The sequence below is a fragment of the Methylobacterium sp. WL119 genome (assembly GCF_008039875.1).
Lineage (GTDB): Bacteria > Pseudomonadota > Alphaproteobacteria > Rhizobiales > Beijerinckiaceae > Methylobacterium.
The window spans coordinates 45,138-58,851 of record NZ_VRUU01000021.1 but is presented as its reverse complement, the minus strand read 5'-3'; the positions used below and the strand labels follow the sequence as shown (position 1 = coordinate 58,851).

The following is a 13,714-nucleotide window of genomic DNA, read 5'->3' as shown; positions in this document are numbered from 1 at the left end:
GGGTGCCCTCGGCGAGGCACCCGAACATCAGGCACAGGACCGACAGGCCGACGAGCCACTCGAAATCGAGGCAGAGCACCTGCTCGAGGCCGCGGGGCTGGCCGGCGACGTCGTAGGCGCAGAACCATTTTACATGGGCGCTAGCCTCGCTGCTGGCGAGCAGGGTCGCGGGAAGGGCTAGGGCGCCGGCAAGAAACGGAGAAGAGCAACGCCACTCAAAGGTCCGCATCGAAGCCTCGTCACAACGGGTCAGAACAGTGCTTACCGATGCATTTAGAACTAAGCCGCCGGATTTTGCCAAGGGTTTGTTAACGTCCGTGTCGAAAAGGTTAACGCTGTGGGTGCCGGGTAGAATCGGCTGAAAGCGAATCCCGTCTAGGGCGCCGTGCCGGGCAACGCGCCATTCAGCATGGACGCGGATTCCCAGCTCTTCGGACGGCCGCGCAAGACTTCGCTCAGTGTTGGCCGGCGATCCTGGCGCGGCCGGAACCCGACATCGCCGGCCGGACCAAGCGTGGGGGGATTGCGGATGATCGGCTTGGCAAGTCTCGCGAGCCTCGGTGCCGGGATCGGGCTGGCCGGCTTCGCGCCGCGTGCGGGCCTGCGCGCCGCCACCTTCGAATCCTGCGGCGGCGTGCTTCTGGTGACCGGCCTCGCCCTGCTCGGCGCTGGGCTGCCGCTGTTCCGCTAGGGCATTCCCCAGCGAGGTGGATCGAGGGGCGCGCGACGATGCTGCCGGCGACGCCGCCGCGGACGCATCCGGGGCCGCGGCCGCCGTCCGGCCCGGTTACGGCTTCGGCGCGTCGCCGGTCAGGTCCGCGAGGGCGCGGTCGTTCCCGGCCGGCGCGGTGAGCGTCTGCAGGAAGGCCAGCAGGTCGGCCTTCTCCGCGCCCGTGAGGTTCAGCGGGCGGATCTCCGGCGAGCGGCTCGGGCGTGCGATGCCGCCGCGGTCGTAGAGATCGATCACCGCCTCCAGCGTCGCGATCGATCCGTCGTGCATGTAGGCGCCGCGGCCGGCGACCTCGCGCAGCCCGGGGGTCTTGAAGGCGTAGCGCAGGGCCTCCGAGCTCGGCACGAAGCGCCCGCGTCCGAGATCCGCGCCGGTCGCCGTGCCGATGTCGTGGAACGAGCCGTCGGTGAAGGCCCAGCCGCCATGGCAGGCGGCGCAGTTCGCACGGCCGTTGAACAGGTCGAAGCCGCGCTTGGCGACGACCGGGATCGCCGTCTCGTCGCCCGCGATCCAGCGGTCGAACGGGCTCACGCCGGACACAATCAGGCGCTGGAAGGTGGCGAGCGCCGCCTCGATCCGGTCCTTGGTGACGCCGGGATCGGCGAAGGCCTCGGCGAAGGCGGCGGCATAGGCGGCATCCGCCGACAGGCGCGCCACCGCGTCGTCGGCGGGCAGGCCCATGTTGCCGGGCGCGCTGATCGGGACGAAGGCGACGCTCTCGAGGTCGCGGAACTTGCCGTCCCAGCCGAGGCGGCCCTCCTGCCAGGCGATGTTGAGCAGGCTCGGCGTCCGCAGGTCCATGTCGGAATCGTTGCGGGCCGGCGCGCGCTTGCGCCCGTCCGCCCAGGCGAGGTCGGGCAGGTGGCAGGTCACGCAGGCCCGGTCGCGGTCGGCCGACAGGATCGGATCGAAGAACAGCTTTCGGCCGAGTTCCGCCTTGGCCTGGGCGTAGGGATTGGTCTCCGGGAACGGGATCGCGGAAGGCGGGGCATAGGCCTCGCGCCAGGCGGCCCGCTGCGCCGCCGGTCCGCTCGTGGCCGGACCGCAAACCGCACCGAGCATCACAATTGCGGCGATACCGCCGCCGAGCTTCCATCGCATCGCAGAGCTCCCAAGGGGAGGGTCTACGATGCGATGTCTTGCAGATCCGTAAAGCCTTCGTTTCGATTATGGTCCTGCCCGAGAATTATATTCCCGAAACCTCAACGATAACTTGAACCTCAGCGAACATGCCGCGACGTCATGCCCCCGCCCCGATCCGGGGCGGCGATCAGCGGGCGTCGAGGGCGGCGCGGGTGCGGGCGTCGGTGCCGACGTCGCCGGCGTCGTCCATGCCGAGGCTCTCGATCAGCCGCCCGCGCGCGCGGCTGACCCGGCTCTTGATCGTGCCGACGGCGACCCCGCAGATCTCGGCCGCCTCCTCGTAGGTGAAGCTCTGCGCGCCGACGAGGACCAGCGCCTCGCGCTGGGCCAGCGGCAGCAGGTTCAGCGCGCTCTGGAAAGCGCGCATCTCCACGCGGACCTCCTGCTCGGGCAGGCTGGTCAGCCGCCCGGCATGGCCGCCGTCGGCATCCTCGATCTCGCGCTTGCGCTTGCGCTGCTCGGAATAGAACAGGTTGCGCAGGATCGTGAACAGCCACGCCGTGAGGTTGGTGCCGCGGCGGAAACTCTCGGCCTTGGTCCAGGCCCGCATCAGCGTGTCCTGCACGAGGTCGTCGGTGCGGTCGAAATCGTAGGTCAGCGAGAAGGCGAAGGCGCGCAGCGCCGGGATCGCGCCGAGCAGGAGGTCGCGCATCTCGGCGTCGGCGCCGGCGGGCGTTCCGACGGGGGCACAGGCCTGGATCATCGCGTGGATTCCTTTTCCGACCGGGCGGCGAATTCCGCGACGAGCGCCTCGAACCGCTCGGGGATCGGCTGGGCGAGCAGGCCCGCGTAGAGCACCCGCAGGCTGCGCCCGATCCGGCGCCGCGTCTCCGGATCGAGCCGCCGGTCGCCGCCGCGCGGCCGCCGCTCGGGCGTCGGCACGGCATCGCCGGCCACGCGCCCGATCGCGTCGTCGGCACCGCGTTCGTCGGAGATGTCGTGCATCGTCGGCCGTCCTGGCAAAGCGGGGCGACGCCTCGCGACCCGACCGCCTGCGAACGACCGGGCGCGGCCCTCAGGCCTCCGGTGCGTCGCGGACGCCAGGTCCGTCGCCGTGGCTACGGGTGCTAGGGCCGGGCGGTTTAATCAAGTCTGAAAAAGACATTCACCTAGAATTCATCACCATAGGCCGCGACATCATCTTATGGTCAAGCTGGCGACTTTGTCAATTTGTATGTTTTTCGCAACCTTGATACATCTGGTTACATTCCAATGTTCGAAACCTGACGGTCTGGACTTCGGGCGGCGGCAGCCGGCGGCGCGCCGCGGCGTCCCGGCCGAGGGCGCGGATGCATCGTCGAAGCTCAGCGCGGCCCCTCTCCCGCTGGGGAGAGGGGGACCGCGTCCTCTTCGGCTCGCGAGAACGATGGGCGCCGTCCGTCAGAGCGCCATCGGAACGCTGACGGAGCCGTAGGCGGTGACGACGAGGCCGCAGACGAAGGCGCCGATCATCGCGTCGTCGAACAGCGTCATGGTCTCGATCCCGGTCCGCTTCCCGCTCAGCAACGGCTGCCGCCGCTGGTCTGGCCGTACTGCCTCACCGGCCGGGTCTGCCGGTTGGCGTCGCCCTCGCTCGCCGAGCTCGGCACGCACCCGCCGGTGCGCGGCGTGCCGTCGACGCCGATCCCGACCGAACCCGTGGTCAGGTCGTCAGAGGGGGACGGCGGCGCGAAGCGGTCGACGGGGGCCTCGTAGCTGAACGCGCGCGCGGACGAGACGGGGGCGGAAACGCCGATGACGAGAGCGGCCGCGACGGCAACGAAACGCAACGTCATGAGGATAGAAGACGCCTTCCAGCAATACAGGCCGCCGGTTCGGCACGGTCTGATCTTGCGTCAAGCTTATATGGATCGCCCCTGACCCTCACGACGTGATGGGCTCCACGCGGCACGGCGGATGAAACGCTGGGCCGGATCGGGACGATCGCGTCACGACGATCCGGCGGGTGGCTTCGGGAGGGCGGATCCGGGCTTCGCGGGCTTGCCGGATCCGGCCTCCCTTCGATCGCGCGAGAACCGTGTCAGGGCTTGAAGTAGGGCCGTGCGACGACCGGCGACGCATCGCCGGGCCGGACGCGCGCGGCGTGCACGACGCGGCGGGCGCTCCGGGCGGGCCGCACCGCGCGCGGTGCCGCGAACCGCTCGTCGCGCATCTCGCCGAGGTAGTCCGAGCCGCCCGCCCCGAAGACGCCGCCCTGCACCACGCCGGCCGAGGGCGGGCGGCCCATGAAGAATTCCTCGGCCCCGCCGGCGAGCGCCGGCGCTGCGGCGAGGAGAAGGGCGACGGCGGGGAGGAAGGAGCGCATGCGCGCAGCTTAGGGCCGCGCGCCTCCACGCCGCGTTAACGATGTCGCGAGAGCGGACGGACCGGCATCGCGCGGGGCGGCGGCGATCACGCGGCGGGGCTCAGGTCGCAGATGCGGACCTGCGCGCGCTCGGCCCCGCGCCAGCGGTCGCAGGCGAGCGTGCCGGCGACGTGGAACTCCGAGCCGATGCCCGCCAGGATCGCCTGCCCGAGCGGCGATTGCGCGCTGCGGAAGCTGATCGCGCCGACCGCCTGCCCGTCGCGGCTGCGCAGGCGCGCACGGACATGGCCGTGGCCGACGAGGCCTGCATCGACGATGCGGTGGCGCGGCAGGGCGAAGACCGGCTCCGGCGCCCCCTGCCCGAACGGGCCGGCGCGCTGGATCAGGCGGACGGTCTCGGCGGTGGCGCCGCCGGCGCTGACCGTGCCGTCGACGAGCAGCGCCTCGACCGCGCGCGCCTGCGCCACCGCGTCCGCCAGGTCCGCGGCGAGGAAGGCGGCAAAGCGCGTCAGGTCGGGGCCGGCGAGAGTCACGCCCGCGGCCATGGCGTGGCCGCCGCCCTTCGTCGCGAGACCCGCCGCGACGGCGGCGCGGACGGCGTGGCCGAGGTCGGCGCCGGCGATCGAGCGCCCCGAGCCGGTGGCCGTCCCGTCCGGCCGCAGGGCGAAGGCGAAGGCCGGCCGGCCGAAGCGCTCCTTGAGCCGCGCCGCGATCAGCCCGACGATGCCCGGGTGCCATTCGGCGCTGCCTGCGACCAGCACCGGGCGATCGGGGTCGCGGCCGAGCGCGTGGTCCATCTCGGCCTCGGCCTCGGCCACGGCCTGCGCCTCGATCGCCTGGCGCTCGCGATTCAGGCGGTCGAGCTCGACCGCGATGCGGGCGGCCTCGGCGGGGTCGTCGGTGGTGAGCAGGCGCGCGCCCAGACCCGCGTCGCCGATGCGCCCGCCGGCGTTGATGCGGGGGCCGAGGAGATAGCCGAGGTGCCACGCCTCCGGCGGCCCGTCGAGGGCGGCGGCATCGAGGAGCGCCGCGAGGCCGTGGCGGCCGCGGGCGCGCATCACGGTCAGCCCCTGGACCACGAAGGCGCGGTTGAGGCCGGTCAGCGGCACCACGTCGGCGACGGTGGCCAGCGCCACCAGGTCGAGGGCGTCGGTCAGCGACGGCTCGGGGCGCGCGGCGAAGGCCCCCTCCGCCCGCAGCGTCCGGGCCAGGGCCACCAGCGTCAGGAACACGACGCCCGCGGCGCAGAGATGGCCGAGGCCCGACAGGTCGTCGAGGCGGTTCGGGTTCACCAGCGCGCGCACCGGCGGCAGCAGCTCGGGGGCGCCGTGGTGGTCGAGGACGAGCACGTCGAGGCCGATCCGCGCCGCCTCCGCCAGGGGCCCGTGCCCGCTGGTGCCGCAATCGACGCAGACCAGCAGGGTCGCCCCCTCCCCCGCCAGCGCGGCGACCGCGGCGGTGTTCGGGCCGTAGCCCTCGGTGATCCGGTCGGGGATGTGGATGCGGGTCGGCACGCCGAGCGCGCGCAGGTATCCGGCCAGCAGGGCCGCGCTCGCGGCGCCGTCAACGTCGTAATCGCCGAACACCGCGACGCTCTCGCCCTGCCGCACCGCCCGCGCGAGGCGATCGGCGGCGGCTTCCATGTCGACGAGGCAGGCGGGGTCGGGCATCAGGTCGCGCAGGCGCGGGCGCAGGTAGGCCTCCGACCCGTCCGGCCGGACGCCGCGCCCGGCAAGCACGCGGGCCAGCAGCTCCGGCAGGCCATGGGCCTGGACCATGGTCGCGGCGTAGGCCTGCGCGGCCGGGTCGGCGCAGCGCTCCCGCCACGGCCGCCCGAGGATGGACCGGGTGACGCCGAGGAAGGCGCGGGACTCTGGAAGCAGGGCTGACACGGGGCGCACCATAGACCGCAACGGCGGCCAAATCCCGGTCCGCGTGCGGGCGTCGGCGCTACTCGTCGGCCTCCATCCCGGCCAGGGGCACGGCCAGCTCGCACAGCACGCCGTCGGGCGGGTAGGTCAGGCGGACCTCGCCGCCGATCGCCCCGGCGAGGCCGCGCTCGATCAGGCGGCTGCCGAACCCCATCCGGGTCGGGTGCGCGACCCGCGGCCCGCCGCTCTCGGCCCAGCGCAGCCGGACCATCGGCTCGCGGCCCTCCGGGTCGATCGACCAGTCCACCACCACGAAGCCCGCGGGCGTCGAGAGGGCGCCGTACTTGGCGGCGTTCGTCGCCAGCTCGTGGATCATCAGCGACAGCGACAGGGCGGCCTTGGAGCCGACCTGAACGTGCGGCCCGAACAGCCGCAGGCGGCCCGCCTGGGCATCGTCGTGGATCGTCAGCGCGCCGTGGACGACCTTCTCCAGGCTGGCACTCTCGCGGGTGCCGTCGAGCAGGATGTCGTGGGCCTTGCCGAGCGCGATCAGCCGGTTGGCGAGGGCGTCGCGGGCGGCTTCGAGGTCGGTGGCGTTGCGCATGGTCTGCATCGCGATGGCCTGCACCATCGCCAGCGTGTTCTTCATGCGGTGGCTGAGCTCGCGGTTGAGCACCGCCTGCTGCTCCTCGGCCCGCAGGCGGCCGATGCCGACCTGGACCCGGTCCGCGACGTTGCGGGCGAAGGCGATCTCCTCCGGCAGCCAGTCGCGCGGCGCCGCGGCGTGGACGAAGAACAGCCCCACCGTGCGCCCGCGCTCCCGCACCGGCACGTCGAGCATCGCGCCGATGGCGAGCGCCGCGAACGGAGCCGCGAACGCGGCGGTGCGCGGATCGTCCGCGACCGCGCGGACGACGAGGGCGTCGCCGCGCTCGATCGAGGCGCCCAGCCGGCCGAAATCGGCGAAGCGATGGGTCCCGGCGAGGCTGCCGGCGCCGGACGCGGTCCAGTCCTCGAGGACGGTGACCTGCGCCCCGCTGGCGTCGATCTCGCCGTAGCCGGCCCGGCTCGCGTCGAGCGTCCGCCCGACGATCTCGGCCGCCTTGGCGGTCATCGCCGCCACCGAGGCCACGTCGCGCAGGTGGTCGCCGAGCTCGATCAGGGCCGCTCGGCGGATCGAGGCGGCGCGGGTCAGGCGCTCCTCCGCCTGCAGGCGGACCAGCTGGCGCCGCTCGCGCATCAGGATCATGATCTGCCGCGCGAGCCGCCGCAGCGCGTCCGCCTGCTCCTCGGTGAGGCCGTCGGGCCGGGGCACGTTGTCGATCACGCAGAGGCTGCCCAGCGCCCTGCCGCTCGTCGTGCGCAGCGGCGCCCCGGCATAGAAGCGGATCCGCGGATCGCCGGTCACCAGCGGGTTGTCGCGGGTGCGCGGGTCCAGCGTCAGGTCGGGGATGACGAGGAGATCGGGCTCGCCGAGCGCGTACTTGCAGACCGAGGCGTTCAGGTCGGTCTCGCAGCGCGGGAAGCCGACGCGGGCCTTGAACCACTGCCGGTCGGCGGCGACGAGGCTGACCAGGGCCACGGGGGCGAGGCAGATCGTGCGGGCGATCTGCACCGCGTCGTCGAAGGCTTCCTCGGGTGCCGTGTCGAGGACGGCGAACGCTTCCAACTCGGCCAGTCGATCGGGATCGGAAGTCTCGGGCGACATGCCAGCCCCGGGTTGGAGATCCATCGCGCCGGATCGGCGGTCGGCGTTGCGCGTTGTAGGGCCCCGCTCGACGTCTGTCATGCCTGGAGCATCGTCCGTGATCCAGGGATCACGGACGATGCTCCATCGCGTTGAGAGCGCGCGTTTTCTTCACGCGAGCCGGGATCCGCCTCGCTTGAGGACGCTCCGGCGCCATTCCCGCGGGCCGCCGCCGAGGACGCGGGGGCTGCGCGACGCAAAAAGGGCGGGCATCGCTGCCCGCCCTTCGACCCCGACCCCGGGAAGCCCGGATCAGAGGTTCTTGAGGATCTGGTCGACGACCTTCTTGGCGTCGCCGAACAGCATCATCGTGTTGTCGCGGAAGAACACCTCGTTCTCGACGCCGGCGTAGCCCGAGCCCATGCCGCGCTTGATGAACAGCACGGTCTTGGCCCGCTCCACGTCGAGGATCGGCATGCCGTAGATCGGCGAGGTCTTGTCGGTCTTGGCGGCCGGGTTGGTGACGTCGTTGGCGCCGATCACGAAGGCCACGTCGGCCTGCGGGAACTCGCCGTTGATGTCCTCCAGCTCGAACACCTCGTCGTAGGGGACGTTGGCTTCGGCGAGCAGCACGTTCATGTGGCCGGGCATGCGGCCGGCGACGGGATGGATGGCGTACTTCACGTCGACGCCCTCCTTCTTGAGCAGGTCGGCCATCTCTCGGAGCGAGTGCTGGGCCTGCGCCACCGCCATGCCGTAGCCCGGCACGATGATGACCCGCTCGGCGTTCTTCATGATGTAGGCCGCGTCGTCCGACGAGCCCTGCTTGACCGGCCGGGTCTCGACCTCGCCGCCGCCGGCCGCAGCCGCGTCGCCGCCGAAGCCGCCGAGGATCACCGAGATGAACGAGCGGTTCATCGCGTGGCACATGATGTAGGACAGGATCGCGCCCGAGGAGCCGACCAGCGCGCCGGTGATGATCAGCGCGAGGTTGCCGAGCGTGAAGCCGATGCCGGCCGCGGCCCAGCCCGAGTACGAGTTCAGCATCGAGACGACGACGGGCATGTCGGCGCCGCCGATCGGGATGATGAGCAGGCCGCCGAGCGCGAACGACAGCAGCACGATCAGCCAGAACACGACCTTGCTCTCGCCGCCGATGAACACCGCGATCAGCACGACCAGCGCCACCGCGAGGCCGATGTTGATGAGGTGGCGGCTCGGCAGCATGATCGGCTTGCCGGACATGCGTCCGTCGAGCTTGGCGAAGGCGATGACCGAGCCGGTGAAGGTGATCGCGCCGATCGCCGCGCCGAGCGCCATCTCGAACAGCGACTCCTTGTGGATGTGGCCGTTCTCGAGGATGCCCACCGCCTGCGGCGCGTAGAGGGTCGCCGCCGCGCCCGCGACGGCGGCGAGGCCGACGAGCGAGTGGAAGGCCGCCACGAGCTGCGGCATCGCCGTCATCGGCACGCGCTTGGCGATGACCGCACCCGCGCCGCCGCCGATGGCGAGCCCGAGGAAGACGAGGAGCCAGGCGGCCGCGCCGGCCGGCGGATGGCCGACCAGGGTGGTGAGCACGGCGAGCGCCATGCCGATCATGCCGTAGAGGTTGCCCTGCCGCGACGTCGTCGGGTGCGAGAGCCCCCGCAGCGCCATGATGAACAGGACGCCAGAGACGATGTAGAGAAGGGCGGAGACGTTCTGGGACATGTCTCAGGCCTTCTTCTTGTACATGGCGAGCATGCGCTGGGTCACCAGGAAGCCGCCGAAGATGTTCACGCTCGCCAGCACGATGCCGATGAACCCGAAGGCGCGGGCCCAGCCGGTGCCCTTCTCGATCAGGGGCACGCCGGCGGCCAGGATCGCGCCGACGATGATCACCGACGAGATCGCGTTGGTGACCGACATCAGCGGCGTGTGCAGCGCCGGGGTCACCGACCACACCACGTAGTAGCCGACGAAGATCGCGAGCACGAAGATCGCGAGCTGGAACACGGTGGCGTCGACCGCGCCGTGGGTCACGGCGCTGAGACCGTGGCCGACGCCGTCGGCGATGGCCTGGGCCTGGTCGGCGGCGTTGCGCGCGGCGGCGGCGGCCGAGCGCGCGGTGTCGGCGAGGACGCGGGTCTGGTCGACCGCCTGATCGGGGGGGATGTTGGCCATCGTTATGCTCCTCGCGACCGGCCTACGCCGCGCCCGTTGCCTGTGTGCTGGGTGACTGCGACACCCCGGTCTTCGACAGCCCGACCGAGGCCTGCTCGGATTGCGGCGCGTCCTGCGGGCGGTCGGCGACCGCCGCGTCGGCCTTCGGCTGGAAGGACGGGTGCACGACGGCGCCGTCGTGGGTCAGGTTCGTGGCCTTGACGAGCTCGTCGTCCCACTTGATCGCCAGAGCCTTCGACTCCTTGTCGACCAGGGTCTCGACGAAGGCGTAGAGGTTGCGCGCGTAGAGCGCCGAGGCGCTCGCCGCGAGGCGGCCGGCGACATTGAGGTGGCCGACGATCTTCACGCCGCGATCGTTGACCACGACCTCGCCGGGCTTAGCGCCCTCGACGTTGCCGCCGCGCTCGACCGCGAGGTCGACCAGCACCGAGCCGGGCTTCATCGAGGCGACCATCGCCGCCGAGACGAGCTTCGGCGCCGGGCGCCCGGGGATCAGCGCCGTGGTGATGACGATGTCCTGCTTGGCGATGTGGGTCGCGACCAGCTCGGCCTGTTTCTTCTGGTACTCGGCCGACATCTCCTTGGCGTAGCCGCCCTTGGTCTCGGCCTGCTTGAACTCGTCGTCCTCGACGGCGACGAACTTCGCGCCGAGCGACTCGACCTGCTCCTTGGTGGCGGGGCGCACGTCGGTGGCGGTGACGACCGCGCCCATGCGGCGCGCCGTGGCGATCGCCTGGAGCCCGGCGACGCCGACGCCCATCACGAACACGCGGGCGGCGGGCACGGTGCCGGCCGCCGTCATCATCATCGGCATGGCGCGGCCGTACTCGGAGGCACCGTCGACCACCGAACGGTAGCCGGCGAGGTTGGCCTGGCTCGAGAGCACGTCCATCACCTGCGCACGGGTGATGCGCGGCATCAGCTCCATGGCGAAGCCGTCGACGCCGGCCTCGGCCATCGCCTGCAGCTCGGCCTCGCGGCCGTAGGGGTCCATGATCGCGACGACCACGGCGCCCCGCTTCAGGAGCTTCAGCTCCTCGGCGGCGGGGCGGCGGACCTTGAGGATCAGGTCGGCGTCGCGTGCGGCCTCCTCGGCCGAGGCCGCGACCGAGGCGCCGACGGCCTCGTACTCGGAATCCGGCATGCCGGCCTTCAGCCCGGCGCCCGACTGCACGGTCACGTCCGCGCCGAGCGCCAGGAACTTCTTGACCGTCTCGGGCACCGCCGCGACCCGCGGTTCCGCGGAATCGGTCTCCGACAGGACAGCGATGCGCATTCAGGATTTCCCCTCGATGGACCGCTCCCGAATGCGCGAAATGGAACGGCTTTTCGAGGCGGGTTGAACGGACGGACTGACGGAAGCGTTACGATTGTAATGGCAGGCCCGGGCGCGGGGCGCGGACCGTCCCGGCCTCAGGGAGAGGACGAGCGTTCAGGCGAAGGCGAGGTAGAGCGCCATCAGGATGGCCACGACGCAAGGCGCACGCCAGCCGATGTTCGGAGCGAAGGCGCCGAGCGCGCCGGCCGCACTCGACAGGACGACGCCGAGGATCGCCGTGAGCCAAGCCTCGCGGATGCCGCCGACCGCCAGCGCGAGCACCCAGCAGATCACCACCCCGGTGGCGATCTCGACGAAGCGGACGAATCCCCGATAGGTCTGCTCGTGCGTCTTCGCGTCCATCGCGGGGCTGTAGGCCACCCCGGAAACGCCCTTCGTATCGGCCATCGTGCGCTCGTCCTCGACGCTACCACTCTCGATGGGTGCGGGTTTAGCCCAAGCTTATTGCTGCCGCAATCGGCCGCAACCGGCATCGCACGGCTTCGCTTGGGCCTCAATTCACTTGCGCACAAAACACCCGCCGAACACGCGATCGTGAGCCGGCGAAGACCGCCTCCGCGGCCCGCCGCCCCGGTCAGGCCGGCAGGGCCAGCCCCACCGCGCCGAGCGCCTCGGCCTGCCGCGCGGCGAGGGCGTCGAGGCTGAAGCGCTCGATCTCGGCCTCGAACAGGCGGTGGTAGTTCAGTTCGGACTTGAGGTGCAGGAACACCGCGCCCAGGCCGACGGCGGCCCGGTCCATGAACACGAATTCCTGCGGCACCGTCACCGGGCCCCGCGCCTTGAGGGCTTGGTGCACCTCGAAGGCCTGGCGCCGGCCGTATTCGCCCGGCTTCACCCCGTCGGCGACGGTGCGGGTGCGGTCCTCCAGCAGCGGCCCGTAGATGAACCGCGCCCAGATGTTGAGGATCTCGATCTTCTCCTTGTCGAGGTCCTTGAAGCCCCAGACCTCGTAGGCGTGGACGATCCGGGCCATGTCGTCGGTGAGGAGGCCGCGGTAGAGGTCGACCACGCCGCCGACGAAGCGCGGATGGAAGATCCGCACGCAGCCGTAATCGAGCAGGTTGATGCCCTGCGGCTCCCGGTCCCCCGCGCCGCCCTCCGAGAACACGGTGTAGTTGCCGAGATGCGGGTCGCCATGGATCACCGCGGCGCGGCTGAACGGGTGCCACCACGCCTTGAACATCGCCTGGGCGATGCGGTTGCGGATCTCGACCGGCGACTCGGTGAAGCTCAGGATGCGCTCGCCGTCGAGCCAGCCGAGCGTGAGCAGGCGCTTGGTCGAAAGGTCCTCGTGGATCGCCGGCACGCGCACCTGCGCGATGTCCTTGAGCACGGCGCCGTAGAGCGCGCCGTGCTTGGCCTCGCGGGCGTAGTCGAGCTCCTCGCGCACCCGGGCGCCGATCTCCTTGGCGATCTCGCGGGTGTCGAGCCAGGAATTCATCCGCCGGTGCAGGGCGAAGGCGACCTCGAGCTGCTTCAGGTCGGCTTCCACGGCCGACTGCATGTCCGGGTACTGCAGCTTGCAGGCGAGCGCCGTGCCGTCGAGCGCGGTGGCGCGATGGACCTGGCCGAGCGAGGCGGCGGCGGCGGGCTTCAGGTCGAAGCGCTCGAACCGCGCCTGCCAGCCGACGCCGAGCTCGGCCTGCATCCGGCGCTTGACGAAGGCCGCGCCCATCGGCGGCGCATCCGATTGCAGCTTCTGCAGCTCGGCCGCGTATTCGGGCGGCAGCAGGTCGGGCACGGTGGCGAGCAGCTGCGCCACCTTCATGATCGGGCCCTTGAGGCCGCCGAGCGCCTGGGCGAGCGCCGCCGCGTTGGTGGTGCCCTCCTTGCCGAACAGGCGTGCGCCCGCCATCCGCGCGGCGACGCCGCCGACATTGGCGCCGACGCGGGCGTAGCGGCTGGCGCGGGCGGAAAAGCGGTTGGCTTCCGGATCGGTCTCTGACATCGGCTGGGTCTGCACCTCTCCCCGACCGCGGAGCGCGATCCGACCGTGTCGGACCGGGCGCTCCGGATCTTGCTTCGACGTGCTTGCCCTCGACGAACCGGACGCCGGACCCTCGGGACGCGCACGACGGACCGGCGCGTCCGGACGCGTCCGCGGATCGCGGCATCCGGGAACGATCGTTCCGTGAGGCTGCAGATAAGCTCTTCGTCGCCTCCCGCCAGGGCGCTGGGTCCCTGGGTCGCGGCACCCTCCGCCGGCTGTCGCCGCGCCGGCCCGCCGGGCCGGCAGGGCGCTCCTCCACGGCGCGAATGTTGCCGCCCGGCCACAATCCCGAGCGATCGGGATTTCCATTCGTTTCCAGCTTGAGTCACGGAAACGTGAGGCTCATACGTTACTGAATTCAAGAACGATGCGCATCGACAAGACATCGTGAATGCCCGAAGGAATGCGTCGATCGCATTCTTCGGAAAGAACACGCACCTTCGCGTGCCGCCATCGGCCGTAGTTCTTTACTCGAATACGGTGACA

Annotated in this window: 13 protein-coding genes and 1 pseudogene; 1 reads left to right on the top strand and 13 read right to left on the bottom strand. The window is 71.4% G+C overall.

Features of this window, described 5'->3' with window-relative positions; translation table 11 throughout:
* Positions 1–229: pseudogene (locus FV227_RS10860) on the bottom strand (hypothetical protein); the annotation flags it as partial.
* Between the two features lie 309 nt (positions 230–538).
* On the opposite strand from FV227_RS10860, the gene FV227_RS28950 reads away from it, so the two are divergent.
* A complete protein-coding gene (locus tag FV227_RS28950; RefSeq protein ID WP_187274756.1) occupies positions 539–691 on the top strand; it encodes a hypothetical protein in 153 nt (50 codons plus the stop codon).
* A gap of 96 nt (positions 692–787) precedes the next feature.
* On the opposite strand, the gene FV227_RS10855 is transcribed toward FV227_RS28950, so the two are convergent.
* The 12 genes from FV227_RS10855 to FV227_RS10800 all read right to left on the bottom strand — a co-directional run bounded on the left by FV227_RS10855 (position 788) and on the right by FV227_RS10800 (position 13,186).
* The gene (locus FV227_RS10855) at positions 788–1,831 is read right to left on the bottom strand and encodes a cytochrome c peroxidase (RefSeq protein WP_147858910.1); all 1,044 of its coding nucleotides are present in this window, start codon (positions 1,829–1,831) and stop codon (positions 788–790) included.
* 169 nt (positions 1,832–2,000) lie between these two features.
* Complete coding sequence (locus FV227_RS10850) at positions 2,001–2,576, bottom strand: sigma-70 family RNA polymerase sigma factor (RefSeq protein ID WP_147844126.1); 576 nt, start codon at positions 2,574–2,576, stop codon at positions 2,001–2,003.
* Positions 2,573–2,818 (bottom strand): NepR family anti-sigma factor, encoded by a 246-nt coding sequence (locus FV227_RS10845; protein ID WP_147858909.1) that lies wholly within the window; start codon positions 2,816–2,818, stop codon positions 2,573–2,575. Before FV227_RS10845 ends, FV227_RS10850 begins: the two co-directional genes overlap by 4 nt.
* Before the next feature lie 554 nt (positions 2,819–3,372).
* Positions 3,373–3,648: a hypothetical protein gene (locus FV227_RS10840; RefSeq protein ID WP_147730029.1), complete on the bottom strand. Its 276-nt coding sequence runs from the start codon at positions 3,646–3,648 to the stop codon at positions 3,373–3,375.
* Between the two features lie 245 nt (positions 3,649–3,893).
* Positions 3,894–4,178 carry a hypothetical protein gene (locus FV227_RS10835; protein ID WP_147858908.1) on the bottom strand — a complete coding sequence of 95 codons (285 nt, stop codon included), beginning with the start codon at positions 4,176–4,178 and terminating at the stop codon, positions 3,894–3,896.
* Positions 4,179–4,264: 86 nt separating this feature from the next.
* Positions 4,265–6,082 (bottom strand): single-stranded-DNA-specific exonuclease RecJ, encoded by a 1,818-nt coding sequence (recJ, locus tag FV227_RS10830; RefSeq protein ID WP_147858907.1) that lies wholly within the window; start codon positions 6,080–6,082, stop codon positions 4,265–4,267.
* A gap of 46 nt (positions 6,083–6,128) precedes the next feature.
* Positions 6,129–7,781, bottom strand: coding sequence for a GAF domain-containing protein (locus tag FV227_RS10825; protein WP_246686475.1), 1,653 nt, complete (start codon positions 7,779–7,781; stop codon positions 6,129–6,131).
* 267 nt (positions 7,782–8,048) lie between these two features.
* Positions 8,049–9,446, bottom strand: coding sequence for an NAD(P)(+) transhydrogenase (Re/Si-specific) subunit beta (locus FV227_RS10820; protein ID WP_147726549.1), 1,398 nt, complete (start codon positions 9,444–9,446; stop codon positions 8,049–8,051).
* A gap of 3 nt (positions 9,447–9,449) precedes the next feature.
* A complete protein-coding gene (locus tag FV227_RS10815; RefSeq protein WP_147726547.1) occupies positions 9,450–9,899 on the bottom strand; it encodes an NAD(P) transhydrogenase subunit alpha in 450 nt (149 codons plus the stop codon).
* Between the two features lie 22 nt (positions 9,900–9,921).
* Entirely contained in the window at positions 9,922–11,175 is a 1,254-nt protein-coding gene (locus tag FV227_RS10810) for a Re/Si-specific NAD(P)(+) transhydrogenase subunit alpha (RefSeq protein ID WP_147726545.1), read from the bottom strand.
* A 156-nt stretch (positions 11,176–11,331) separates the two neighbouring features.
* A complete protein-coding gene (locus FV227_RS10805) occupies positions 11,332–11,625 on the bottom strand; it encodes an aa3-type cytochrome c oxidase subunit IV (RefSeq protein ID WP_147726543.1) in 294 nt (97 codons plus the stop codon).
* A gap of 187 nt (positions 11,626–11,812) precedes the next feature.
* The gene (locus FV227_RS10800) at positions 11,813–13,186 is read right to left on the bottom strand and encodes an AarF/UbiB family protein (RefSeq protein ID WP_147726542.1); all 1,374 of its coding nucleotides are present in this window, start codon (positions 13,184–13,186) and stop codon (positions 11,813–11,815) included.
* Between the last annotated feature and the right edge of the window lie 528 nt (positions 13,187–13,714).

Coding starts and splice junctions, on each gene's coding strand:
- FV227_RS10810 (WP_147726545.1), bottom strand. CDS start 11,175: ATGCGCATCGCTGTCCTGTCGGAGACCGATTCCGCGGAACCGCGGGTC.
- FV227_RS10855 (WP_147858910.1), bottom strand. CDS start 1,831: ATGCGATGGAAGCTCGGCGGCGGTATCGCCGCAATTGTGATGCTCGGT.
- FV227_RS10825 (WP_246686475.1), bottom strand. CDS start 7,781: ATGGATCTCCAACCCGGGGCTGGCATGTCGCCCGAGACTTCCGATCCC.
- FV227_RS10840 (WP_147730029.1), bottom strand. CDS start 3,648: ATGACGTTGCGTTTCGTTGCCGTCGCGGCCGCTCTCGTCATCGGCGTT.
- FV227_RS10850 (WP_147844126.1), bottom strand. CDS start 2,576: ATGATCCAGGCCTGTGCCCCCGTCGGAACGCCCGCCGGCGCCGACGCC.
- FV227_RS10815 (WP_147726547.1), bottom strand. CDS start 9,899: ATGGCCAACATCCCCCCCGATCAGGCGGTCGACCAGACCCGCGTCCTC.
- recJ (WP_147858907.1), bottom strand. CDS start 6,082: ATGGTGCGCCCCGTGTCAGCCCTGCTTCCAGAGTCCCGCGCCTTCCTC.
- FV227_RS10820 (WP_147726549.1), bottom strand. CDS start 9,446: ATGTCCCAGAACGTCTCCGCCCTTCTCTACATCGTCTCTGGCGTCCTG.
- FV227_RS10845 (WP_147858909.1), bottom strand. CDS start 2,818: ATGCACGACATCTCCGACGAACGCGGTGCCGACGACGCGATCGGGCGC.
- FV227_RS10800 (WP_147726542.1), bottom strand. CDS start 13,186: ATGTCAGAGACCGATCCGGAAGCCAACCGCTTTTCCGCCCGCGCCAGC.
- FV227_RS10805 (WP_147726543.1), bottom strand. CDS start 11,625: ATGGCCGATACGAAGGGCGTTTCCGGGGTGGCCTACAGCCCCGCGATG.
- FV227_RS10835 (WP_147858908.1), bottom strand. CDS start 4,178: ATGCGCTCCTTCCTCCCCGCCGTCGCCCTTCTCCTCGCCGCAGCGCCG.